We start from the raw sequence: 20,982 nt of genomic DNA on the forward strand, positions 1-20,982 counted from the left end.
CGTCGGCAACCGGCTGCTGCCGGAAACCGCACCGACAGTAGCAGGACCGGTCAATCAGTCTTCCGGGTGGTACGCGCACGGCCGCCACCTGCGCGGACCGACCTTCTGCTTGACCTGGTGACAACTATGCGTAACCATTACTCTGAGTATTCGACTCGAGGAGTCCCCGGCCCGGTCCTCCCGGCCGGCGCGGGGTGAGGAAACGGAGAACCACCAGATGGGCGATTACGCCAAGGCGCTCGGGGCCAAGCTCCGCGGGATCCGCCAGCAGCAAGGCCTGTCCCTGCACGGGGTCGAGCAGAAGTCCGGCGGCCGCTGGAAGGCCGTCGTGGTCGGCTCGTACGAGCGCGGCGACCGGGCGGTCACCGTCCAGAAGCTGGCCGAGCTGGCGGACTTCTACGGCGTCCCGGTGGTCGAACTGCTGCCGGAGGGCCGCGTCCCGTCCGGGGCCGAGCCCGCCACGAAGATCGTGATCAACCTGGAGCGGCTCCAGCAGCTGCCCGCGGAGAAGGTCGGCCCGCTCGCCCGGTACGCGGCCACCATCCAGAGCCAGCGCGGCGACTACAACGGCAAGGTGCTCTCCATCCGCACCGAGGACCTGCGCTCGCTCGCCATCATCTACGACATGACCCCCGGCGAGCTCACCGAGCAGCTCATCGACTGGGGCGTCCTCCCGCCGGAAGCCCGGCCGTCCAAAGAGGACTGAGCACTGATGGCGGCAGCGGCCGTGCACGACGCGGCGGGCTTCCCGCACCCGGGGAACCGGGAACGCCCGCCGCGCTTCGGGTGAGGCCGGAGCCGCCGATGTCCTGGTTCCGGAGCTGCCGAAGTGCTGGTTCTCGAGTTGCCCGAGTTTTCTCGAGTTGCCCGAGTTCCGGTTTCCGGAGCCATCGACGTTCCGGTTCTGGAACTGCCGAAATGCCGATTCTTCCGCTGCCACGCTCGACCGGGTTGACCTCGGGTGATCCGAGTCGATCCCGAACGCGGTCCCATTGACGCGCCCCGCTCGCCGTGCGGCGGACCCGCTTGAATTTCCCCCGTTTTTCCCGCCGGGAACCGGATCCGCCCGGATTCCGGCGCGTTTTCCGCTCCGGGCTGTGCCATCGGGAACCGTTTCCTCGCCCCGGCCACTCCCCCGCTCCGGGCGGCGTCGCCGGGGACTGTTTCCTCACCCCGGCCACTCCCCCGCTCCGGGCCACGCCGCCGGGGACCATTTCCTCGCCCCAGCCACTTGCCCGCTCCGGGCCGCGCAGCCGGGAACCGTTTCCTCGCCAGGCCGCTCCCCCGCTCCGGGCCATACCACCGGGGACCGTTTCCTCACTCCAGCCACTCCCCCGCTCCGGATTCCTAATTTCCGGGCGAATTCACTGACGTGGCTTGCAGCTCGGCTTCGAGCGCCGACCCTCCCCGCGACCGCCTGCCTCGCGCGGCGCGGAAAATCGGTGCCACACCGCAGTTTCCGCAGTTTCCGCGATTTCCCGCCGCGATTCCCGTCGCACGGCACGGATTTCCCGGCCAGCCGCCGGTCCGCCGTCCGTGCCACTGCTCACTCACCGCAGCGGATTCCGAAGACGACCGCCCGGAACTCGCCGGATCACGGCGAAAACCGGCCGGGCCGGGCCGCCGCGAATGGCGCCCGCCGACCGGTTCTGATTCCGCTCGGTGATCAATTTTCTCCCGAGCGCCCCTCGCGCCGGCCGCCGCGGCCCGGCGGTGACCCGATCAGGCAGCGGCCATTCAGGTGGCGCTTTCCCCCAGCCGGGTTACCTCTGACTACCGGACCGCCGGGTTACAGCACCGCGCGCAGGCGGTCGGCGATCGTGCCGATGCGGCCGAGGACGCCGTTGATGAACCGCGGCGAGTCGTCCGTCGAAAGTTCCTTCGCGAGGCCGACCGCTTCGTCGATCGCGACCGCGTCGGGGACGTCGGCCGACCACAGCATCTCGTAGACGCCGACGCGCAGCACGGCCAAGTCGACCGGCGGCATCCGCTCCAGGGTCCAGCCCTGCGAGTGCTCCGCCAGGAGTTCGTCGATCCGCTCGCGGTGGGCCGTGACGCCCTCCACGACGGTGATCGTGTAGTCCGCGACCGGGTCGACCTCGACCGCGCCGACGCGGTCGGCCAGCAGCGTGACCGCGTCGGCGGACCGCTGGGCGGCCTCGTACAGCATCTCGACCGCGCGCCTGCGGGCCTGTCGCCTGCTGATCGCGCCGCCGCGGTTCGGGTGCGGGGGAAGCTTGTCCGCCATCAGCTGGAGACGCGGCCGAGGTAACGGCCGTCGCGGGTGTCGACCTTGATCTTCTCGCCGGTCGAGAGGAACAGCGGGACCTGGATCTCCGCGCCGGTCTCGAGCGTCGCCGGCTTGGTGCCGCCGGTGGAGCGGTCGCCCTGCAGGCCCGGGTCGGTGTGCTGGATGAGGATCTCGACCGAGGTCGGCAGCTCGACGTACAGCGGCTCGTTCTCGTGCACCGCGACCTGGACCTCGGTGTTCTCGAGCATGTAGTTCGCGTTGTCGCCGACGGTCTCGGCGGGCACGGTGATCTGGTCGTAGGTGTCGCCGTCCATGAAGACGAAGTCCGCGCCGTCCTTGTACAGGTACGTCATGTTCCGGCGGTCCACCGTGGCCGTCTCGACCTTCGTGCCCGCGTTGAAGGTCTTGTCGACGACCTTGCCGGTCAGCACGTGCTTGAGGGTGGTGCGCACGAACGCGCCGCCCTTGCCCGGCTTGACGTGCTGGAACGCGGTGACGCTCCACAGCTGGCCGTCCAGGTTGAGGACGAGTCCGTTCTTCAGGTCGTTGGTGGTGGCCACGAGTCTTCAGGTCTCCTGTGTTCGATCTCTTCGGCCGCGGCCGTCAGACGGCCACGAGGTCCTTGGTGCTCAGGGTGAGGAGTTCGGGTCCGGAGTCCCGCACGACGAGCGTGTCCTCGATGCGCACGCCACCGCGCCCCGCGAGGTACACGCCGGGCTCGACGGTGACCGCCATACCGGCGGACAGTGTACCGACGCCCGCCGCGGCGAGACTCGGTGCCTCATGCACTTCCAGCCCGACGCCGTGGCCGAGACCGTGCGCGAACTGCTCGCCGTACCCCGCGTCGGCGATCACCGACCGGGCCGCGGCGTCCACTTCGGACACCACAGCGCCGGGGAGGACCGCCTCGCAGCCCGCCGCCTGCGCGCGGTGCACCAGGTCGTAGATCTCGCGCTGCCAGTCCGCGGGCTCGCCGATGACGACCATGCGGGTCATGTCCGAGTGGTAGCCGTCGACGGTGGCGCCGAAGTCGAACTTCACGAAGTCGCCGCGGCTCAGCTCGGCCCCGGTCGGCCGGTGGTGCGGGATCGCCGAGTTCGGCCCGGCGGCGACGATGGATTCGAACGAGATCCCGGACGACCCGTGCTCCAGCATCCGGTTCTCCAGATCGCGGGCCACTTCCAGCTCGGTCCGGCCCGGCCGCACTCCCCCGGCCTCGATCAGACCGGCCAGCGCGCGGTCGGCGGCCGCGCACGCGGCGCGCAGGGCGGCGATCTCGACCTCGTCCTTGACCACCCGCAGCTGCTCGGTCAGCCCCGGCGTGCGGATCAGCTCGACCCGGTCGAAGGGCACCTTGAGGTTCTCGTGCTCCTCGACGCTCACGTGCTGGCTCTCGAACCCGGTCCGGCCGTAGTCCGCGAGCCGGCTCCCCGCGTGTGCCGCGAGCGCGCGGGCGCTGGCACGGTCGAGCACGCGTTCCAGGTCGGGCACCTCCGACGCCGACTGGGTCGTGTAGCGCCCGTCGGTGCAGAACAGGGTCTTCGCGTCGCCGCCGGCGTGCAGCAGCAGCGCGGCGTTCGACCCGGTGAACCCGGTCAGGTAGCGGATGTTGAGCAGATCGGTGACCAGCAGCGCGTCGACCCCGTTCTCGTGGAGCAGGGCGGCGAGCGCGGCGCGGCGGTGAGCGTGGATTTCCGGCACGCGACCAGCTTAACCAGCGGCTTCCGGGCCGTCTTCCGGCAACGGTTCGAGGACGGCCTACTGGCGGTTAACTTCGGCGCGCCTACACTCCGTCCATGCTGGGTGCCTGGTTGACGCGCGGGCTGGTCATGGCGGTCGTGCACGCCGCCGCGATGACGCTGCTCGCCAAGTGGTCCGTGTTCCACCCGACCGGCCAGACGCTGTTCACGTCGCTCACCATCGCCGTACTGGTCGGCCTGGCGGCGCTGTGGAGCGCGATCGACGGCTGGCGCGGCCTGCGCGACAGAGGGCGCGCGTGGTTCATCGCGTCGCTGGTCGCGGGCGTGTGCTCGGGCATCCTGTACGTGATCGGGCGGGCGATTTTCGTCGACCAGACCGGGGTTTCCGAGCTGGGAGCCGCGCTCACCGGCGGGGCGGCGTTCTCCGCGCTGCTCGTGCTCGTGCCCGCCGGACTGGGGCTGTTCGTCGGCGGCCGGATCCGGCGGCCCGCGGCGGACGACGAAGACTCCTCGGGCTCTTCCGGCCCGGAGCCGGACGACGAGGACGGCACCGGCAGCCGCTCCGGCGAACTCGAACTGCCGCCGAGCCCGACCCCGAGGGCCGCTCCGAAGCCTTCGCCGGTCAGCCGCCCAGCGGCAAACCGCGGGCGGCGCCGTCCCACTGTTGCGGGTCGATCTCCTGCACCCCGGAACCGTTGAGCGCCACGATCGTCGTGTCCGGCAGGCCGTAAAGCTGCCCGTCGAGCACCATGCCGTAGCCGCGGCCGTACGAGTGCACGACGGTCGCGCCGGAGCGCAGACGCGTCTTCACCGGCACCTCCGGCACCTGCGGCAGCGGCCGGTCGACCAGCTCCCCGGCGAGCACCGAGGCGACTGAGCGACGGTCGATCCGGATGCGCTCGCCGCGCCGGTAAAGGTCGATCATGCGGTCCGGTGACGGCATCGCGACGCCGTCGAAGGTCGCGGTGCTGCGCGTCGGGGTCGAGCAGCCGCCCGCTCCCTTCACGTCGAGCCCGAAATGCTTCAGCCCGGTCGGAGCGCCCGCCGGGCCGATCTCCGTGGCGCGCACGACGTCCAGCGAGACCAGGTCGCACGGATCGCTGACCGAGGTCGGCGCGTGCCCGTCGGGACGGCGCACGAGGCCGGGGCCTTCCTTCCACGCGCCCGGGATCACGACCGGTTTGTACGGCTGCATCGTGAAATCGCGGTCCCAGAAGGTGATCGTGGTTCCGTCGGCGGTCTCGTGCGCGATGGCGAAGACGTCGAGCGCGCCGACCCACTCCAGGTCCACGCTGAACGCGTCGACGACGGACCGGGTCCGCGGCGCGGCGGTCGTCGCGGTGGGCTCGAATCCCTTCTCCCCCAACGCTTCCACCCCCTCGCGGAACGCCGGGTCGTGCGCCCGGATCACGAACTGGCCCGCCCCGTTCCACCCCGCCGCGCGGCCGGTGGTGTCGGTGAACATCAGGTAGTACCAGCCGTCGAGGAAGACCACCGAGGGCTGGCCCGCGCCGTAGACGTTGGCGCGGTGGACGTCGTGGGACGCGCCGAGGATCGGTTTGCCGCCGTTCGAACGGGTCCAGTGGATGCCGTCCGGGCTGGTGGCCATGCCGATCGCGTTGCCGAGCGCGTGATCGCCGGCCGCGCCGGTGTAGTACAGGAAGTAGGTGCCGCCGACGCGCAACACCGACGGGTCGCAGGTGTGCATGCCGTCGAAGTTCCCGGGCGCGCCGGACAACACCGCGGGCGGCGCACCGCCACCCGGTCCGGTGAAGGGTCCGTCGGCCGAGGGACCCTCGGCGTAAAGGATGTCGTCGCCCGGCGGCGGGGCGCTGCTGTACTGGCTGCACCACCACATCCGGGTGCGGCCGTTCTCGACCATCACGGTGGGGCCGTAGTTGTAGGACGCGTCCGCGGCCCCGGCGGCGACCACGCCCCCGCTCGCGCGACTGGCACCGGCGGCGAGCGCGACATCCGCCGCACGAGGCGGATCTTTCGGCGCCTGCGGCGCCCCGCCCGCGATGCCGCCGTGGTCGGTGCCCTCGGCCTGCGGCTGGGCCGTCGTCTGGCTGCACCCGGAAACGAGGGATCCGGCGATCAGCAGCGAGAGCAGCTGACGCACGGGTCGCCGACCCCCACGACGAAACGGGTGCATGATCGCCGAGTGTAGCGACAGCGGCACCGGATGGGTGAACCACGTCGCGCATCGGCTGGTCGGGCGGCGGGTTTACCGGGGGCTTGCTTTCGCGCTGTCTGCCGCGGCGGGGCGTCTACGCCTCGCGCCTAGCGATCACACTGGTCGGGAGGGCGGAAAACGCGCTGTGGTGCCGAAATCGCCCAGCTGAGCCGGGCTTCGCTTCCCGGCCGCCGAGTCGCGATGAATGCGTAGCGACTTAACGCAGCGCTAGCGCGTAACCACCCGCCCGAGACCGACGATCGCCTGGTCGCGCCGTCGGAAACCACGCTGTGGTGCCGAAATCGCCCTGCCGCAGCAGGGCTCTCGCGGCGGACTTCGCTTTCCAGCCGTCAGGACGAGTGAGCGGCGATCCACCGCAACGCGAGCGCGTAACCATCCACCCCAAGACCGACCATCACCCCGGTCGCGATGTCCGAAAGCACGCTGTGGTGCCGGAATTCCTCGCGCTTGTGCACGTTGCTGATGTGCAGTTCGATCAGCGGCGCTGTGAGCTGGGCGGCGGCGTCGCGGACGGCGATCGAGTAGTGCGTCCACGCTCCGGCGTTCAGCACGACCGGCGCGCCCGCGTCGGCGGCCTCGTGCAGCCAGCCGACCATTTCGCCCTCGTGGTCGGTCTGGCGCACCTCGACGTCGAGGCCCAGTTCCTGGCCGGTCGCGACGCACAGTCGCGCGAGGTCGTCGTGGGTCGTGGAGCCGTAGACGGACGGTTCGCGTTTGCCAAGGCGGCCGAGGTTGGGACCGTTGAACACGAAGGTTTTCACAGCAGCACGCTTCCGCCGTTTTCCGGGGCCTCGGCCGCGATCGCCGAGTACGCGGCGGCGAGCAGGGACGGGTCTGGGCCTTCCAGCCTGCCGGGTTTGCCGAGTCCGTCGAGGACGACGAACCGCAGTACGCCGGAGCGGGTTTTCTTGTCGCCCTTCATGCTTTCCAGCAGCTGGGGCAGCGCGTCCGCGTCGTACGCGGTGGGCAGGCCGATCAGTTTGAGCACGGAGGCGTGCCGGTCGGCGGTGGCGTCGTCGAGGCGTCCGGCGAGGCGGGCCAGTTCCGCGGCGAACACCAGACCGACGCTGACCGCCGCACCGTGGCGCCAGCGGTAGCGCTCGCGGCGTTCGATGGCGTGGCCGAGGGTGTGGCCGTAGTTGAGGATTTCGCGCAGATCCGACTCGCGCAGGTCGGCCGCGACGACGTCGGCCTTCACCTGGATCGAGCGGCGGACCAGTTCGGCGAGCACGTCGCCGGCCGGGTCGAGCGCCTGTGCCGGGTCGGCCTCGATCAGTTCGAGGATCCGCGGGTCGGCGATGAAGCCGGTCTTGACGATCTCGGCCATTCCGGCGACGAGTTCGTTGCGCGGCAAGGATTCCAGCGTCGCGAGGTCGACCAGGACGGCGGAGGGCTCGTGGAAGACGCCGACGAGGTTCTTGCCGGCTTCGGTGTTGATCCCGGTCTTCCCGCCGACCGCCGCGTCGACCATGCCGAGCAGCGTCGTCGGCACGTTCACCAGCCGGACGCCGCGCATCCAGGTGCCCGCGACGAACCCGGCGAGGTCGGTGACCGCCCCGCCGCCGAGCGCGACGACCACGCCGCGCCGGTCCAGGCCGATCCGGCCGAGGACCTCCCAGCAGAAACTGGCGACGGAGAACGCTTTGCCGTCCTCCGCGTCGGGAATCTCGACACGGTGCGCGTCGAGGCCGGCCGCGGCCAGCTCGTCGCGGACGGCCTCGGCGGTGGCGGTGAGCGTCGGCGGGTGGATCAGCGCGACCTTCGACGCGTCGGCGAGCTGCTCGGTGAGTTCGCCGAGCAGGCCGCGGCCCACGAGCACGTCGTACGGCTGCGCGGTGGCGACCCGGATCCGGACGGGCTGGGTGGCGGACACGGTTCTCCTCACTGCTCCCGGACCCGGTGGTCCTGGAGCGGGGTTTGCGGTCCGTGAGGGGAACCCCGAGGAACTCAGAGTCCCTCAGGGTTCCCCTCACGGACTTGAGCGGGCGCGGGCGGCCGGTAGCTGGTCACGGTTCGCGGACCCGGTCGGGTTCGAGGGCGGCGACGGCGGCCGCGACGACCTCTTCGGGCGTTCGCTTGTCGGTTTCGATCTCGACGGTCGCCACCTCGCGGTACACCGGCAGCCGCTGGTCGAGGAGGGCTTTGAAGGTCGCGCGCGGGTTGATGCCGGCCAGCAGCGGGCGCGCGCTGGACATCCCGGTGCGCTGGACGCCGGCGGCCAGCCCGACGTTCAGGAAGATCACCGTGTGGTCCTGAAGCCGTTCCCGGGTTCCCGGGGTGAGCGGGGCGCCGCCGCCGAGGGAGAGCACGCCGTCGTGTTCGGCGAGTGCCGTGGCGACTGCTTCCGCCTCGATCGCTCGGAACGCGGGTTCGCCGTCGTCGGCGAAGATGTCCGAGATGGCGCGTCCGGCGCGGGCGACGATGTCGTCGTCGGTGTCGCGGAAGGTCACGCCGAGCGCGGCGGCCAGCAGCGGGCCGACCGTGCTCTTGCCGGAGCCCGGCGGTCCGACGACGACCGCGCGCGGGCTCACCAGCGCTCCTCGAGCGCCTTCAAGTACGCCTGCGCGTTGCGCCGGGTCTCGGCCAGCGAGTCGCCGCCGAACTTCTCCAGCGCCGCGTCCGCGACGACGAGCGCCACGACCGACTCCAGCACCACGCCGGCGCGGGGAACCGCGCACACATCGGACCGCTGGTGGATCGCCACGGCGGGCTCGCCGGTCCGGACGTCCACTGTGGACAGTGCCTTGGGCACGGTCGAGATCGGCTTCATCGCGACGCGCACCCGCAGCGGTTCGCCGTTGGTGATGCCGCCTTCGAGCCCGCCCGCGCGGTTCGACCGGCGCGTGACGCCGACCGGCCCGGTGCCGCGGTCGATCTCGTCGTGCGCCTGGCTGCCCCAGCGGCGGGCGGTGGTGAAGCCGTCGCCGACCTCGACGCCCTTCATCGCCTGGACGCCCATCAGCGCGCCGGCGAGCCGCGCGTCGAGACGCCGGTCCCAGTGCACGTGCGAGCCGAGGCCCGGCGGCAGGCCGTAGACGATCACCTCGATCACGCCGCCGACCGTGTCGCCGGCCTTCCGCACCGCGTCGACCTCGGCGATCATCGCCTCGGTCCCCTCGGCCGAGAACGCCCGCACCGGGCTCTCGTCGATCGCCGCGAGGTCGCCCGGCTGCGGAAGCGGGCCATCGGGCGCGTCGGCGCCGCCGATCGAGACGACGTGGCTCAGCACCTCGGCCCCGAGCAGCTGCCGCAGGAAGTTCCGCGCGACGGTGCCGAGCGCGGTCCGCGAAGCCGTCTCGCGGGCGCTGGCGCGCTCCAGGACGGGACGGGCCTCGTCGAAGCCGTACTTCTGCATGCCGGGCAGGTCGGCGTGCCCCGGACGGGGCCGGGTCAGCGGCTCGTTGCGGGCGAGCCCGGCGAGCTCGGCCTCGTCGACCGGATCGGCCGCCATGACCTTCTCCCACTTGGGCCACTCGGCGTTCTCGATCTGGACGGCGATCGGGCCGCCCTGGCTGACCCCGTGCCGGACCCCGCCGAGGAACTGGACCTGGTCGGTCTCGAAGCCCATCCGCGGGCTGCGGCCGAACCCGAGCCGGCGCCGCGCGAGCTGCGCGGAGAGGTCCGAGGTCGTCACCTCCACCCCGGCAGGCAGCCCCTCGAGCACAGCGGCGAGGGCGGGTCCGTGCGATTCTCCAGCGGTGATCCAGCGCAGCACCGGACAATCCTGTCACGGCCGGTCCGGAGGCCTGGCAGAGCCCCTGGCCTCAGGCGATGCCCGTTCCAGCGGCTGGGAAGACCGCGCACGCCCAGGTGGCCAGAACCAGGCCGGGACCGTAGGGGACGCGGAGGGGGCCGGCTCGGATCCGGGGGCGGGCGGGGGCTGGCGGTGGTGAGGGGGCTTCGGCTTTCGATGCGGGAGTCGGGTCTGGTGGCGAGGCGGGCGCGGTTGGCATGGGGGCGGCGGCCGTCGGAGCGGGAGATCGGACAGTCGGCAATTGGGTGGCGTCGGTCGGCACGGAGGCTGCAGCCGTCGACGTGGACGGCTGGCCGGGAGCGGTTGACTCGGAGCCAACGACCGTCGGAGCGGGGGACCGGACAGTCCGCAAGAAAGTGACGTTGATCGGCACGGAGGCAGCGGCTGTCGACGTGGACGGCTCGGCGGGAGCAGTTGGCGCGGAGGCAACAACCGTCGGAGCAGGAGACCGGACAGTCCGCAAGAACGCGACACCAGTAGGCACAGAAGCAGCGGCTGTCGGCGTGGACGGCTGAGCGGGAGCGGTTGGCTCGGAGCCAACGACCGCGACACCAGTCGGCACCGAGGCTGCGGCCGTCGACGTGGACGGCTGAGCAAGAGCGGTCGTCTGAGGCGTGGAGTCGGGTTGGTTCGGAGTGGGCTCGTGGAGTTCCCCCGCGAATAGGACGGAGGCGGGCGCACTCGGGCCGGGTCGAGAGGATCGCCAGCGGACGGAGGCCCGCGACTCGCGGAGGCGGCGCAACAGCCACATCGGCAACAGGGCCGCCAAGCTCACCATTGCCGCGAGGACTGCTGCCACGGCTGGGGCCAGTCCGCCGACCGCGCCCAGGACAGCACCGAATGATCCGGCCAGTTTGACGTCCCCGGGGCCGAGACCGCCTGCCGACAAGCGGTGCACGATCAGGTGCGTGCCGCCGAACAGGAGGCAGCCCAGGGCAGCTCCGGCGGCCAGTCGCCATCCTCCGCCGCTGAGGGCGGCGAGGGTGAGTGTCAGGGCAACAGCGGGATAGGCGGGCAGGGTGAGGATGTCCGGCAGGCGGCGGTGTCGGGCGTCGGCCAACGCGAGGGGGACGCCGAGCACCGAAACCAGCCATGCGACCGGCAGCCACCAAGCTGGGAGTGCACCTGTCTCGGCACGCACGGCGGCCACTGCGGCTGCCGCGACAGCAACCGTCAAGCCGAGCACAGCCGACACGGGAGCGTCGACTTTCTTCATCATCACCAGCAGCACGGGGACCACCGCCCCGGCTGCGAGCACTGCTGTCAGGACCATGCGACCAGCCTGCCGCCGGCGCTTCGACCAGGGCAAACAGATCGGGGTGCGAGGGGACCCCTCGTGCGCGACACGCCGGAAGGTTCACTCGACGGGGACAAAAACGGCGCGGTGCTCGGGTCGTCAGCAACGCTTCGGCTGGCGGGCTGCGAAATTCAGCGGGAAGAAGCCAGAACCCCGTCCTCAGCAAGAAAAGCCCGGCGATGCTCAGTCGGATTGACCCCGCGCACCCGCTTGAAAGCCGAACTGAACCCGAACGCGTCCGAGTACCCCACCGCCCGGGCCACCTCCGCGATCGGCATCGACGGCTGTTCCGCCAGGAGGTCCGCGGCGAGGGTCATCCGCCAGCGGGTCAGGTACGTCATCGGCGGCTCCCCCACCAGATCCGCGAAGCGTTTGGCCAAGGTGGACCGCGAAACCCCGGCCCGGGCGGCCAGCGTGACCACCGTCCACGGGGCCGCCGGATCCGCGTGGAGCAACCGCAGGCAAGCGCCCACCACCGGGTCCCGTTGCGCGGCCCACCACCGCGGCGGCGAGCCGCCCGGACGGTCGAACCAGTCGCGCAGGATGCAGACCAGCATCCAATCCAGCAAACGGTCCAGGACGACCTGCTGCCCCGGCGCGTCGACGGCCAGTTCGGCGGCCAGATGGTGCAGCACGGGGTCTTCCTCGGCCGAGGAAGGCGGCCGGACCACTACCGGAAGCGCGTCCAGCAAAGCGGACATCCGGCTGCGGCTCCGGACCGGGTACGCGCCGACGATCAGGTTGGTTTCGCCGTGGAACGGGTCGTTCCAGCCCAGGTGGTGCTGGGTGCCGCCCTGGTCGGGAGTGGCGCAGAACTCGCCGCATTCGACGGGGACGGCGGGAGTGTCCAGGCTGTCGACGAAGGAGAACGGGCCGCGCACCAGGATGGTCTCGCGGGCGCGCAGCAGCTCCGGCGGATGGTCTTCCGGCACGACCCAGCCTTCGCCGCTCAGCAGCGTGCACAGGGTCAGCGGGGCACTGTCCACGAAGCGCAGCGACCACGGCGCCGACAGGGCCGTGCAGCCGAACAACGAGCCGTGCGCCCGAACCCCGCGGATCAAATCGCTGAAAGCGTCCACTCACCCGAGGTTAGACGAATGGACAGGCGATCCGGCTTTTCACCTATGGGATCGTCCAAGCAGGCCCGGTTAAATCCCAGCCATGAGCACCCTCACCGACCACGATCTCGAATTCCTCCGCCGCCCCCTGCACGGCTTCCTGACCGTCGCCGCCGGGCCGCGGCCGCCGCAGCCTCGGCCCGTGTGGTTCGAGGCCACCGACGAGGGCACGATCCAGCTGTTCACCGCCCCGGACTCGGCCAAGATCCGCCAGCTCGGCGAGGACCCGCGCGCGTCGATCGTCGTCGCGGCGCCGGTCGGGGAACCGGAGCGCTGGGTGTCCGTCGCCGGGCGCGTCACGATCGAGGCCGACGGCGGGCACGAGCTCGCTCGCAGGCTCGCCGGAAGGTACTGGGACCTCAGCACCCCGGAAGGCCAGGCCGGAGCGAAAATCCTGCAGGACCTCCCCCAGGTCCGGGTCGTCATCCACCCGGAGAAGGTGCACCGCTACGCGTTCTGAGCCGTCCGCCGCGCGCGGATCGCCTGCACCAGCAGCACCAGGCCGCAGATCACGCAGACCGCTTCGGTGATCACGCCCCAGTATTCGTACTGGCTGTTGAACTGGTCGTGCACGCCGTAGAAGCCCACCGTCACCGACAGCAGGTAGGCCAGCAGCGTCACGCCGCCGAAGCCCAGCGTGAAGAACGCCGGCAGCCAGTGCCGCCAGGCGAGCAGGGCGACAGCGATCACCAAGCCGGCGATGCCGTTCACCAGGAAGAGCGGCCCGACCACCGGGATGTCCGCGTAGCCGCTGCCCCAGTACAGGTAGAAGTGGATCGCCGCCGAGCCGGCCAGGCCCGCCGCGCCCAGCACTCGCATCCAGGTGGTCAACATGCCGTCTCCTTCCGTGCGGAATGCCGGATACGGACTACACGCACGGGCGACCGCGACGGTTCACCGGCACCCGGAGCGGTCCCGGTTCGTTGCACAAGGCATGACTGCCGAACTTCACTCCCGCCGCTCCGTACTCGCCTCCGGGGCGGCCGTCGCGGGGACCGCCGCCCTAGCTCTCACTGCCTGCGGGAGCGGCGACAGCGGGTCCGGACAGGCCGCGCCGAAGGCGGGCGGGAAGGTGATCGCGCTGGCGGAAGTGCCGGTGGGCCAAGCGAAATCCGCGAAAACCCCGGACGGGCAGGAAGTGCTCGTGGCACAGCCGTCAGCGGGGACGGTCGCCTGCTTCAGCGCCGTCTGCACGCACCAGGGCTGCACGGTGAACCCGCCGCAGAACGGCCAGGCGAGCTGTCCGTGCCACGGTTCGGTGTTCGACGCGCTGACCGGCGCGGTGAAGCAGGGGCCGGCGAGCCAGCCGCTGTCCAAAGTGGCCGTGAAGATCGAGAACGGCGAGATCGTCACGGCGTGACCGGGATCGCCCTTTGTGGACCTTCACTGTCCACAAAGGGCTCCGGTGGTCAATCGTTCCAGGTGAAAAGCTCGTCGCCGGCGGCGACCGTGCGCCCGCCTTCGAGGCCGGCGAGCACGTCCGCGGACGCGTCGAGGCCGACGACCGGGACGATCGGCGAGTAGCCCTTGGCGGCGACCGCCTCGGGGTCCCAGCCCACGATCGGCTGGCCCGCCCGCACCTTCTCGCCCTTGACGACGTGCAGGGTGAACCCGTCGCCCTTTTCCTTGACCGTGTCGATGCCGAGGTGCACGAGCACCCCGCGGCCGTCCTCAGTGGCCACGACGTACGCGTGCGGATGCAGCGTCACCACGGTCCCGTCCACCGGAGCGACCGCGTCGGCGCGACCGCCGGACGGCTTCACCGCGATGCCGGGGCCCACCATCGCCTCGGCGAACACCGGGTCGGGCACCTCGGTGATCGCGACGACCTCGCCCGCGACCGGGCTCAGGATCGGCAGGCTCACATCAGGTCCTCGATGTCGCTGGCGATGGTGTCCGCCTCCGGCCCGACGATGACCTGGACCGCCGAGCCCATCTTCACGACGCCCATCGCGCCGGCCGACTTCAGCGCGGGTTCGTCCACGAGGGACATGTCCTCGAGCTCGCACCGCAGCCGCGTGATGCAGCCCTCGATCTCGATGACGTTGTCCGCGCCGCCGAGCGCCGCGAGAATCTTTTCCGGCCTGTCATCCGCCATCGCGGCCTCCTCGTATCCCGTTGGTTTTCCACTCGGAACAGGTGCGCTCCGCCACCATTACTACGCCGTTTGCCGCCTTGCCGAGCGAGCCCGGCCACGAACGGATAACGGTGGTTGACACCCGCTCTCGCTGCGGAGCATCCTGCCCCATCAGATCATTGGTCTAGACCGGAACGTACCAATCTTCCGGCGCGGACGCGAGCACCGGCCCCGGTGCGCGAAGCGAGGGAGGGTGACACCGAGATGAGTGCGGCCGCGCACATTCCGCCGTCCGACCCCGCCGAGCGCGTGGTGAACGGGCCGACCCCGAAGCACGCCCAGCTGCGGGAGATCCTGCGCCGCCTGGTGGAGCGCGAGCTCCCGCCGGGCTCGCCGATCCCGTCCGAGCGAGAGCTCGCGCAGCACTACGGCGTCTCGAGGCTCACCGTCCGCTCGGCGATCGGGAAGCTCGTCGAGGAAGGACTGCTGGCCCGGGTCAGGGGCAAGGGCACCTTCACCGCCGCCCGGCGGATGGAACTGCAGGTGTACCTGATGTCGTTCACCGACGACATGCGCCGGCGCGGGCTCACCCCGACCACCGAAGTGATCTCGACCTCGACCGAGGTCCCGCCGGTGACTTCGGCGCACGCGCTCGGCCTGTCCGAGGGCGTCGCCGCGCACCGGCTCGTGCGGCTGCGGCGCGCCGACGGCGTTCCGCTGGCCGTGGAACGCGGCTGGTACCACGCGGGCCGGACCCCCGGCCTGCTCGACCTCGACCTGACCCGTTCGCTGTACGCCCAGCTGGCCGACGCGTTCTCGCGCCGCCCGGACCAGGCGTACCAGACGGTGTGGGCCGAATCCGCGGACCGCGAAACGGCGCGCTTGCTCGGCATGCGCACCGGCAGTCCGCTCCTGGTGTTCCGCCGGGTTTCCAGCTCGGGCGGCGAACCGGTCGAGGACATGACGTCCTGGTACCGGGGCGACCACTACCAGGTGACCATGCAGCTGGACCGGAACTCCCCGAGTTCCGGCGACCAACCCCACAATGGAGGTATCCGATGAGCGCCACCACCGCGGCTGGGGCTAGCGGAAAGAAGAAGGGCAGCGGCCTCGCCGGGCTGCAGCGCTTCGGCCGCAGCCTCATGCTGCCGATCGCGACCCTGCCCGCGGCAGGCATCCTGAACCGGCTGGGCCAGGACGACGTCCTCGGCAAGGACGGCCTGAACTGGGGCAAGGCGGCCGACGTGATCGGCGCGGCGGGCGGTGGCATCTTCGACTGGCTGCCGCTGATCTTCGCGATCGGCATCGCGGTCGGCTTCGCCCGCAAGGGCGACGGGTCGACCGCCGTCGCGGCCGTCATCGGCTGGGTCGTGTTCAACAAGGTGATCCAGGCAATCGCCCCGATCAGCGACCAGCAGGGCTACAAGAAGGGCTGGGACCTCGCGCCGATCCACTGGCCCTACAGCGTGCTGACCGGCATCGTGACCGGCATCGTGGCGGCATTGCTCTGGCAGCGCTACCACCGGATCAAGCTGCCGTCCTGGCTGGCCTTCTTCGGCGGCCGCCGGTTCGTGCCGATCATCACCTCGCTCGCGATGATCATCCTCGGCGTCATCTTCGGCCTGCTGTTCAAGTACGTCGACCAGGGCATCACCTCGGCGGGCCAGGCAGTCATGGGCTCGCCGGTGGTCGGCAGCGGCGTCTACGGCCTGCTGAACCGCCTGCTCATCCCGGTCGGCCTGCACCAGCTGCTGAACGTCCCGGTGTGGTTCATCTTCGGCGGCGGCGACCTGAACAACTTCTTCCACCACGTGGACGGCTCGGGCGCGTTCATGACCGGCTTCTTCCCGATCATGATGTTCGCGCTGCCCGCCGCGGCGTTCGCCATCGTGCACACCGCGCGCCCCGCGCAGCGCAAGCTGGTCGCCTCCATCATGATCTCGGCCGCGCTGACCGCGTTCATCACCGGTGTCACCGAGCCGATCGAGTTCGCGTTCATGTTCGTCGCGTGGCCGCTGTACATCTTCCACGCGGTGATGACCGGCATCTCGCTCGCCGTCTGCAGCTGGCTGGGCATCCGGCTGGGCTTCTCGTTCTCCGGCGGCGCGATCGACTTCGCGCTGAATTCCTCGCTGGACACGGCGCACAAGGCGTGGCTGATCATCCCGATCGGCCTCGTTCTCGCCGTGATCTACTACGTCGTGTTCCGCGTCGTGATCACCAAGTTCAACCTGCGCACGCCGGGCCGCGAGGACGACTCGATCGAGGGCGACCTCGAGCGCACGGCCGCGAAGTAACACCCGAGAAAAGCAAGAGAGGTACACCATGCCGGAGAAACGCGTCACCGTGGCCAGCAAGGTGGGGCTGCACGCCCGCCCGGCCGCACTGGTCGCCAAGGCGGCCGCGGCCCAGCCCGTGGCGGTGCAGATCGCCAAGGACGGCGGCGAACCGGTGGCCGCCGGCAGCGTCCTCAACCTGATGACCCTCGCCGCCGCGTACGGCGACGAGGTCGTCATCAGCGCCGAGGGCGACGGTGCCGAGGCGGCGGTCGAGGCCGTCGCCGAGCTGGTCGCCACCGACCTCGACGCTCAGTAGCGATACCGCTCCACGGGGAAAACACGAACCGTGCGGGGCGCCGGAACTTCCGGAGCCCCGCACGGTTCGTCGCGTCAGGGCACTGCGAAACAGCGGTTGGGCGGGCCCTATTACGCTGGCGGGCATGGAGAGTCTGCGCCTGATCGACGAATGGCCAGTGGACAACGCCGCGGCCGGGGTGGTCTCCGCTTCCGGCGAGGTGCGCGGACGCCACGGCGACCCCGCCCGGCCGTTCCGGCTCGCGTCGGTCACGAAGCTGCTCACCGCCTACACCGCGCACATCGCGATCGAAGAGGGCGTTGTCGAGCTGGACACGCCCGCCGGGCCGGAGGGCTCCACCGTCGCGCATCTGCTCGCGCACACCTCCGGGCTCGCCTTCGACGCGCACAAGGCGATGGCCGAGCCCGGCACGCGCCGGCTGTACTCCAACGCCGGTTTCGAGGAACTCGCCGACGCGCTGGCGGAGCATTCCGGCATCGAGTTCGCCGAGTACCAGCGCGAAGGGCTGTTCGAACCGCTCGGCATGACGTCGACCCGGCTGGACGGCTCGCCCGCCGCGGGCGCGGTGTCCACATTGGACGATCTGCTGCGGTTCGCCGCGGAGCTGCAGTCGCCCAAGCTGCTCGCGCCGGAAACCCTCGCCGCCGCCACCGAAATCGCGTTCCCCGGACTGAACGGCGTCCTGCCCGGCTTCGGGCACCAGAAGCCGAACGACTGGGGTCTCGGCTTCGAGATTCGCGACCACAAGAGTCCGCATTGGACGGGCGCGAACAGCTCGCCGCGCACGTTCGGCCACTTCGGGCAGTCGGGGACTTTCCTGTGGGTGGACCCGGAGGCGGGCCACGCGTGCGTCGGGCTCGCCGACCGGTCGTTCGGGCCATGGGCCGCGCAAGTCTGGCCGCCGTTCACCGACGCCGTGCTGGCGGAACTCTCCGCGTGAGACTCTGGCCAGCGCTCGCTGCGCTGCTGCTCGTCGCGAGCTGTTCCGCACCGGCCGCGCAAACCCAAGCGCCGCAAGCATTGCCCGCCCCGGACGCTCCGCTTCCGTTGGGCACCAACGGTGCCGCTGTGCCCAAGCTCGATTGGACGCCGTGCCACGGCGGGTTCCAGTGCGCGACCGCGCCGGTTCCGTTGAGCTACCGCGAACCTGGCGGCGCGAAGCTGAACCTCTCGGTGATTCGCATGCCTGCCACCGATCCCGCGCACCGCGCCGGGTCGTTGGTGATCAACTTCGGCGGCCCGGGCACCGACGGGGTCGGCGAGCTGATGCGGTTCGGCCCGCGGTACCCGGACGAGCTGCGGGCCAAGTTCGACCTGGTGAGCTTCGATCCGCGCGGGATCGGCGGCAGTGCCCCGGTGCAGTGCCCGGGAACGCCGCCCGCGGCCGGTTCTCCGTTGCGGGACAGCGCGGCGTTCTGGACCGCGAGCGCGGCCGTCGGCAAGGCGTGCGCGGCGGGCACAGGTGCCGAGCTGTCGCATCTGTCGACGGCGAATGTCGCACGGGACATGGATTTGCTCCGGCAGTCGCTCGGCGAGCAGCAGCTAAATTTCTACGGCTACTCGTACGGCACGTATCTCGGCGGCACCTACGCGAATCTGTTCCCCGACAAGCTGCGCGCGATGGTCCTCGACGGAACGCTCGACCTGGTAGCGAACGCCACCGGACAGCCTGGCCAGCAGCACAAACCGGTCGACGTGCGCGCCGACGTCGCGACGGCTCAGCAGCAGGAACTCGAAGCGTTCTTCGCCGCCTGCGACGCAGCCGGGCCGGGAAAATGCGCGTTCGCGGGCGGCGACCTGAAACAGAAATTCGCCGCGGTCTTCGCCCGGCTGACGCACGGTCCGGTCGGCGGAATGACGGTGTCGTCGCTGATGGAGACCATCGACCGGGCGCTGTATCAATCGTCCCGGTGGCCGCGGCTGGCGAAGACGCTCGCCGGGCTGGTGCCGCCGTCGCCAGTCTCCCCCGCGCCAGTGCTCGACCCGCGCGTGCCGACGCATTCCCCCGGATTCCTCGCCGTGCAATGCCTGGACAGCGAACTCCCGCAAGACACTGCCGGGTACGCCGAACTCGCTGCCGCGGAAGCGAAACGGCAGCCGTACTTCGGGGTCGCGCCGGTGTTTTCGATGGCGCAGTGCGTCGGCTGGCCCGCGCGGGACGAGGACCGGTACCTCGGGCCGTGGAACCGGCCGCGGCAGCATCCGATCCTGATCCTGGCCAACCGGAACGACCCGGTCACCCCGCTCGCCAACGCCCAGGCCACCGCGAAGGAACTCGGCGACGGCCACGTGGCGATGGTGGACGGTGCCGGGCACACGACGCTCGACGTGCCCAGCACGGCGGCTTCCGCGGCGATGGCACGGTATTTCGTGGATCTGACCGTGCCTCCGGAAGGGACTGTTTACCCGCCGGAAGTCCGGCCGTTCCCCTAGCCGTTCAGCACGTTGATCGGCTCGCCCGCTTGGAACGCGGCGATGTCCTCCACCGCGCCGCCGTAGAAAATCTCGTACGTCTCCCGGCTCACGTAACCGATGTGCGGCGTCAGGATCGCGTTGTCCAGCGTCCGCAGCGGATGGCCCGCGGGCAGCGGCTCGACGTCGTAGACATCCAGCGCCGCCGCGGCGATCTTCTTGCCGCGCAACGCATCCACCAAGGCCGACTCGTCGACGATCGGACCGCGCGAGGTGTTCACCAGCAGCGCGGACGGCTTCATCGCGGCGAATTCGGCAGCACCGACCAGGCCGCGAGTCCGCTCGGACAGAACCAAGTGGACCGACAGCACATCGGACTGAGCGAACAAATCCTCTTTGGACACCGCCGTCACGCCGTGCTCCGCCGCCCGCTCCGGGGTCAGATTCTGGCTCCACGCAATCGGTTTCATCCCGAACGCCTGCCCGATCCGGGCGACCTCGGCACCCAGCCTGCCGAGCCCGAGCAGGCCGAGCGTCTTGTCCCGCAACGCCATCCCGAGCCCGACCTGCCAGCCGCCCTCGCGCATCGACCGGAACTCCAGAGGCAGGTTGCGCGCACCGGCCAGAATGAGCGCCCACGCGTGTTCCACCGTCGGCGCGGCCAGCGCTCCGGTCGCGGACACCACCACGCCGCACCGCTTCGCCGCGTCCAGGTCGATCGCCGCGTTCCGCCGGCCGGTGCTGACCAGCAGTTTCAGCTCGGGCAGCCGGTCGAACACCGCGGCCGGGAACGGCGTGCGCTCGCGCATCGCGACCACGACGTCGAACCCGGCCAGCCGCGTCACCGCCTCGTCCGGCCCGGCGAACGGCTCGCTGAACACCTCGATCTCCGCCCCGAGCGGCTCCCAATCGGCGCACTGGAGAGCCACGTTCTGATAGTCGTCGAGGATCGCGATCTTCATGCCGCCCACCGTAACCCGAGGGTCAGGCGTTGCGCGCCCGCTCGATGATCTCGTTGATCACCTTGCTTTTCGCGTCCGCGTAGAACTGGACGTACTCCCACGTCTGCGCGGCGAGTTCGCGTTTCTTCGCCAGGTACAGCTCCAGTTCCTCCGGGTGGCTGCGCAGCCTGCCGCGGAACAGCCGGTACCGCTCGGTCTCGCCGTTGCCCGGCGAATGGACGTGCAGGTTGATGTTGGTGTCCGGACCCTTGAACAAGCGGTGTTTCTCCCAGTCCGGCTCACGGATCACCAGCCGGTAGCCCGCCGCTTCGAGGTCCGGCACATACGCAGCTTCGTCGTCCGAATCGGGCACTTCGAGCAGGATGTCGATGATGGGTTTCGCGGCGAGGCCGGGCACCGACGTGGACCCGACATGTTCGAGCACCAGCACGCGTTCCCCGAGCACGGAACGGATCCGCGCGGCCTCGCGTTCGTAGAGCACCGGCCATTCCGGGTCGTACTCGGCGAGCGTGATGGTCTTGCCGTGCTTCGGCGCGGTGCCGACCCATGCCGCTTGGACCGACGCCTCGTCGTTTTGCTGACTGGACACAGTGATTCCCCCTGTCGACTGGAAAGCAGC

23 protein-coding genes and 1 pseudogene are annotated in these 20,982 nt (G+C 70.6%); 9 read left to right on the forward strand and 15 right to left on the reverse strand.

From position 1 onward, the window contains the following. Window positions 1–217 precede the first annotated feature (217 nt). The gene (locus ACFXI3_RS35840; protein WP_003096372.1) at window positions 218–706 is read left to right on the forward strand and encodes a transcriptional regulator; all 489 of its coding nucleotides are present in this window, start codon (window positions 218–220) and stop codon (window positions 704–706) included. 1,083 nt (window positions 707–1,789) lie between these two features. Here the strand turns inward: ACFXI3_RS35840 and nusB are convergent. The 3 genes from nusB to ACFXI3_RS35855 are packed head-to-tail and all read right to left on the reverse strand — an operon-like array spanning window position 1,790 to window position 3,952. Beyond that, window positions 1,790–2,248, reverse strand: coding sequence for a transcription antitermination factor NusB (gene nusB / locus ACFXI3_RS35845; protein ID WP_344267335.1), 459 nt, complete (start codon window positions 2,246–2,248; stop codon window positions 1,790–1,792). Next, entirely contained in the window at window positions 2,248–2,811 is a 564-nt protein-coding gene (gene efp / locus ACFXI3_RS35850) for an elongation factor P (protein ID WP_344267337.1), read from the reverse strand. The genes nusB and efp overlap by 1 nt, the downstream gene beginning before the upstream one ends. A 43-nt stretch (window positions 2,812–2,854) precedes the next feature. Beyond that, window positions 2,855–3,952: an aminopeptidase P family protein gene (locus tag ACFXI3_RS35855; RefSeq protein ID WP_344267339.1), complete on the reverse strand. Its 1,098-nt coding sequence runs from the start codon at window positions 3,950–3,952 to the stop codon at window positions 2,855–2,857. A gap of 95 nt (window positions 3,953–4,047) precedes the next feature. On the opposite strand from ACFXI3_RS35855, the gene ACFXI3_RS35860 reads away from it, so the two are divergent. After that, window positions 4,048–4,650, forward strand: coding sequence for a B-4DMT family transporter (locus ACFXI3_RS35860; RefSeq protein WP_378405663.1), 603 nt, complete (start codon window positions 4,048–4,050; stop codon window positions 4,648–4,650). Here ACFXI3_RS35860 and ACFXI3_RS35865 read toward each other — a convergent pair. From ACFXI3_RS35865 to ACFXI3_RS35895, 7 genes are all read right to left on the reverse strand, one after another. Further along, window positions 4,574–6,064 (reverse strand): beta-xylosidase, encoded by a 1,491-nt coding sequence (locus ACFXI3_RS35865; protein WP_378405699.1) that lies wholly within the window; start codon window positions 6,062–6,064, stop codon window positions 4,574–4,576. The genes ACFXI3_RS35860 and ACFXI3_RS35865 overlap by 77 nt on opposite strands. 413 nt (window positions 6,065–6,477) lie before the next feature. Then, a complete protein-coding gene (gene aroQ / locus ACFXI3_RS35870; protein ID WP_378405665.1) occupies window positions 6,478–6,909 on the reverse strand; it encodes a type II 3-dehydroquinate dehydratase in 432 nt (143 codons plus the stop codon). Further along, window positions 6,906–8,021, reverse strand: coding sequence for a 3-dehydroquinate synthase (aroB, locus tag ACFXI3_RS35875; RefSeq protein ID WP_344267345.1), 1,116 nt, complete (start codon window positions 8,019–8,021; stop codon window positions 6,906–6,908). Before aroB ends, aroQ begins: the two co-directional genes overlap by 4 nt. A gap of 133 nt (window positions 8,022–8,154) precedes the next feature. Further along, window positions 8,155–8,679, reverse strand: coding sequence for a shikimate kinase (locus ACFXI3_RS35880; protein ID WP_344267347.1), 525 nt, complete (start codon window positions 8,677–8,679; stop codon window positions 8,155–8,157). After that, on the reverse strand, window positions 8,676–9,863 hold the full coding sequence (gene aroC, locus ACFXI3_RS35885) for a chorismate synthase (RefSeq protein WP_344267350.1): 1,188 nt from the start codon (window positions 9,861–9,863) through the stop codon (window positions 8,676–8,678). The genes ACFXI3_RS35880 and aroC overlap by 4 nt, the downstream gene beginning before the upstream one ends. Before the next feature lie 49 nt (window positions 9,864–9,912). Further along, on the reverse strand, window positions 9,913–11,175 hold the full coding sequence (locus ACFXI3_RS35890; RefSeq protein WP_378405666.1) for a prepilin peptidase: 1,263 nt from the start codon (window positions 11,173–11,175) through the stop codon (window positions 9,913–9,915). Window positions 11,176–11,330: 155 nt separating this feature from the next. Further along, window positions 11,331–12,278 (reverse strand): AraC family transcriptional regulator, encoded by a 948-nt coding sequence (locus ACFXI3_RS35895; protein ID WP_378405668.1) that lies wholly within the window; start codon window positions 12,276–12,278, stop codon window positions 11,331–11,333. Between the two features lie 82 nt (window positions 12,279–12,360). Here ACFXI3_RS35895 and ACFXI3_RS35900 point away from each other — a divergent pair, with 82 nt between their 5' ends. After that, window positions 12,361–12,777, forward strand: a complete 417-nt coding sequence (locus ACFXI3_RS35900) for a pyridoxamine 5'-phosphate oxidase family protein (protein ID WP_378405670.1) — start codon at window positions 12,361–12,363, stop codon at window positions 12,775–12,777. Here ACFXI3_RS35900 and ACFXI3_RS35905 read toward each other — a convergent pair. Further along, a complete protein-coding gene (locus tag ACFXI3_RS35905) occupies window positions 12,765–13,151 on the reverse strand; it encodes a hypothetical protein (RefSeq protein ID WP_344267358.1) in 387 nt (128 codons plus the stop codon). The genes ACFXI3_RS35900 and ACFXI3_RS35905 overlap by 13 nt on opposite strands. A 100-nt stretch (window positions 13,152–13,251) precedes the next feature. Here ACFXI3_RS35905 and ACFXI3_RS35910 point away from each other — a divergent pair, with 100 nt between their 5' ends. After that, a complete protein-coding gene (locus ACFXI3_RS35910) occupies window positions 13,252–13,677 on the forward strand; it encodes a Rieske (2Fe-2S) protein (RefSeq protein ID WP_344267360.1) in 426 nt (141 codons plus the stop codon). Window positions 13,678–13,726: 49 nt separating this feature from the next. Here ACFXI3_RS35910 and ACFXI3_RS35915 read toward each other — a convergent pair whose 3' ends face one another. After that, window positions 13,727–14,182: a PTS glucose transporter subunit IIA gene (locus ACFXI3_RS35915; RefSeq protein ID WP_378405672.1), complete on the reverse strand. Its 456-nt coding sequence runs from the start codon at window positions 14,180–14,182 to the stop codon at window positions 13,727–13,729. Continuing rightward, entirely contained in the window at window positions 14,179–14,415 is a 237-nt protein-coding gene (locus tag ACFXI3_RS35920; protein WP_344267364.1) for a PTS glucose/sucrose transporter subunit IIB, read from the reverse strand. Before ACFXI3_RS35920 ends, ACFXI3_RS35915 begins: the two co-directional genes overlap by 4 nt. Window positions 14,416–14,658: 243 nt before the next feature. Between ACFXI3_RS35920 and ACFXI3_RS35925 the strand changes: the two genes are divergently transcribed. The 5 genes from ACFXI3_RS35925 to ACFXI3_RS35945 all read left to right on the forward strand — a co-directional run bounded on the left by ACFXI3_RS35925 (window position 14,659) and on the right by ACFXI3_RS35945 (window position 19,422). Continuing rightward, window positions 14,659–15,456, forward strand: coding sequence for a GntR family transcriptional regulator (locus tag ACFXI3_RS35925; protein ID WP_378405674.1), 798 nt, complete (start codon window positions 14,659–14,661; stop codon window positions 15,454–15,456). Continuing rightward, complete coding sequence (locus ACFXI3_RS35930; RefSeq protein ID WP_378405676.1) at window positions 15,453–16,691, forward strand: PTS transporter subunit EIIC; 1,239 nt, start codon at window positions 15,453–15,455, stop codon at window positions 16,689–16,691. The genes ACFXI3_RS35925 and ACFXI3_RS35930 overlap by 4 nt, the downstream gene beginning before the upstream one ends. Window positions 16,692–16,719: 28 nt before the next feature. After that, the gene (locus ACFXI3_RS35935) at window positions 16,720–16,989 is read left to right on the forward strand and encodes an HPr family phosphocarrier protein (RefSeq protein ID WP_033291653.1); all 270 of its coding nucleotides are present in this window, start codon (window positions 16,720–16,722) and stop codon (window positions 16,987–16,989) included. 124 nt (window positions 16,990–17,113) lie between these two features. Next, complete coding sequence (locus tag ACFXI3_RS35940; protein WP_344267371.1) at window positions 17,114–17,929, forward strand: serine hydrolase domain-containing protein; 816 nt, start codon at window positions 17,114–17,116, stop codon at window positions 17,927–17,929. Continuing rightward, a complete protein-coding gene (locus ACFXI3_RS35945) occupies window positions 17,926–19,422 on the forward strand; it encodes an alpha/beta hydrolase (protein WP_378405679.1) in 1,497 nt (498 codons plus the stop codon). Before ACFXI3_RS35940 ends, ACFXI3_RS35945 begins: the two co-directional genes overlap by 4 nt. On the opposite strand, the gene ACFXI3_RS35950 is transcribed toward ACFXI3_RS35945, so the two are convergent. Both ACFXI3_RS35950 and ACFXI3_RS35955 read right to left on the reverse strand, forming a co-directional pair. Beyond that, window positions 19,419–20,363 carry a D-2-hydroxyacid dehydrogenase family protein gene (locus ACFXI3_RS35950; protein ID WP_378405681.1) on the reverse strand — a complete coding sequence of 315 codons (945 nt, stop codon included), beginning with the start codon at window positions 20,361–20,363 and terminating at the stop codon, window positions 19,419–19,421. The genes ACFXI3_RS35945 and ACFXI3_RS35950 overlap by 4 nt on opposite strands. A gap of 25 nt (window positions 20,364–20,388) precedes the next feature. Beyond that, window positions 20,389–20,952 (reverse strand): annotated as a pseudogene (locus ACFXI3_RS35955) (GrpB family protein); the annotation flags it as partial. Window positions 20,953–20,982: the final 30 nt, after the last annotated feature.

It is taken from the genome of Amycolatopsis sp. NPDC059235, from assembly GCF_042754125.1.
Lineage (GTDB): Bacteria > Actinomycetota > Actinomycetes > Mycobacteriales > Pseudonocardiaceae > Amycolatopsis > Amycolatopsis albidoflava.

What these genes read in the sequence shown, in the direction of transcription:
- ACFXI3_RS35860 (WP_378405663.1), top strand. Translation starts at nt 4,048, where the DNA reads ATGCTGGGTGCCTGGTTGACGCGCGGGCTGGTCATGGCGGTCGTGCAC.
- ACFXI3_RS35920 (WP_344267364.1), bottom strand. Translation starts at nt 14,415, where the DNA reads ATGGCGGATGACAGGCCGGAAAAGATTCTCGCGGCGCTCGGCGGCGCG.
- ACFXI3_RS35935 (WP_033291653.1), top strand. Translation starts at nt 16,720, where the DNA reads ATGCCGGAGAAACGCGTCACCGTGGCCAGCAAGGTGGGGCTGCACGCC.
- ACFXI3_RS35900 (WP_378405670.1), top strand. Translation starts at nt 12,361, where the DNA reads ATGAGCACCCTCACCGACCACGATCTCGAATTCCTCCGCCGCCCCCTG.
- ACFXI3_RS35940 (WP_344267371.1), top strand. Translation starts at nt 17,114, where the DNA reads ATGGAGAGTCTGCGCCTGATCGACGAATGGCCAGTGGACAACGCCGCG.
- ACFXI3_RS35925 (WP_378405674.1), top strand. Translation starts at nt 14,659, where the DNA reads ATGAGTGCGGCCGCGCACATTCCGCCGTCCGACCCCGCCGAGCGCGTG.
- nusB (WP_344267335.1), bottom strand. Translation starts at nt 2,248, where the DNA reads ATGGCGGACAAGCTTCCCCCGCACCCGAACCGCGGCGGCGCGATCAGC.
- ACFXI3_RS35930 (WP_378405676.1), top strand. Translation starts at nt 15,453, where the DNA reads ATGAGCGCCACCACCGCGGCTGGGGCTAGCGGAAAGAAGAAGGGCAGC.
- ACFXI3_RS35890 (WP_378405666.1), bottom strand. Translation starts at nt 11,175, where the DNA reads ATGGTCCTGACAGCAGTGCTCGCAGCCGGGGCGGTGGTCCCCGTGCTG.
- ACFXI3_RS35840 (WP_003096372.1), top strand. Translation starts at nt 218, where the DNA reads ATGGGCGATTACGCCAAGGCGCTCGGGGCCAAGCTCCGCGGGATCCGC.
- ACFXI3_RS35910 (WP_344267360.1), top strand. Translation starts at nt 13,252, where the DNA reads ATGACTGCCGAACTTCACTCCCGCCGCTCCGTACTCGCCTCCGGGGCG.
- ACFXI3_RS35905 (WP_344267358.1), bottom strand. Translation starts at nt 13,151, where the DNA reads ATGTTGACCACCTGGATGCGAGTGCTGGGCGCGGCGGGCCTGGCCGGC.
- ACFXI3_RS35950 (WP_378405681.1), bottom strand. Translation starts at nt 20,363, where the DNA reads ATGAAGATCGCGATCCTCGACGACTATCAGAACGTGGCTCTCCAGTGC.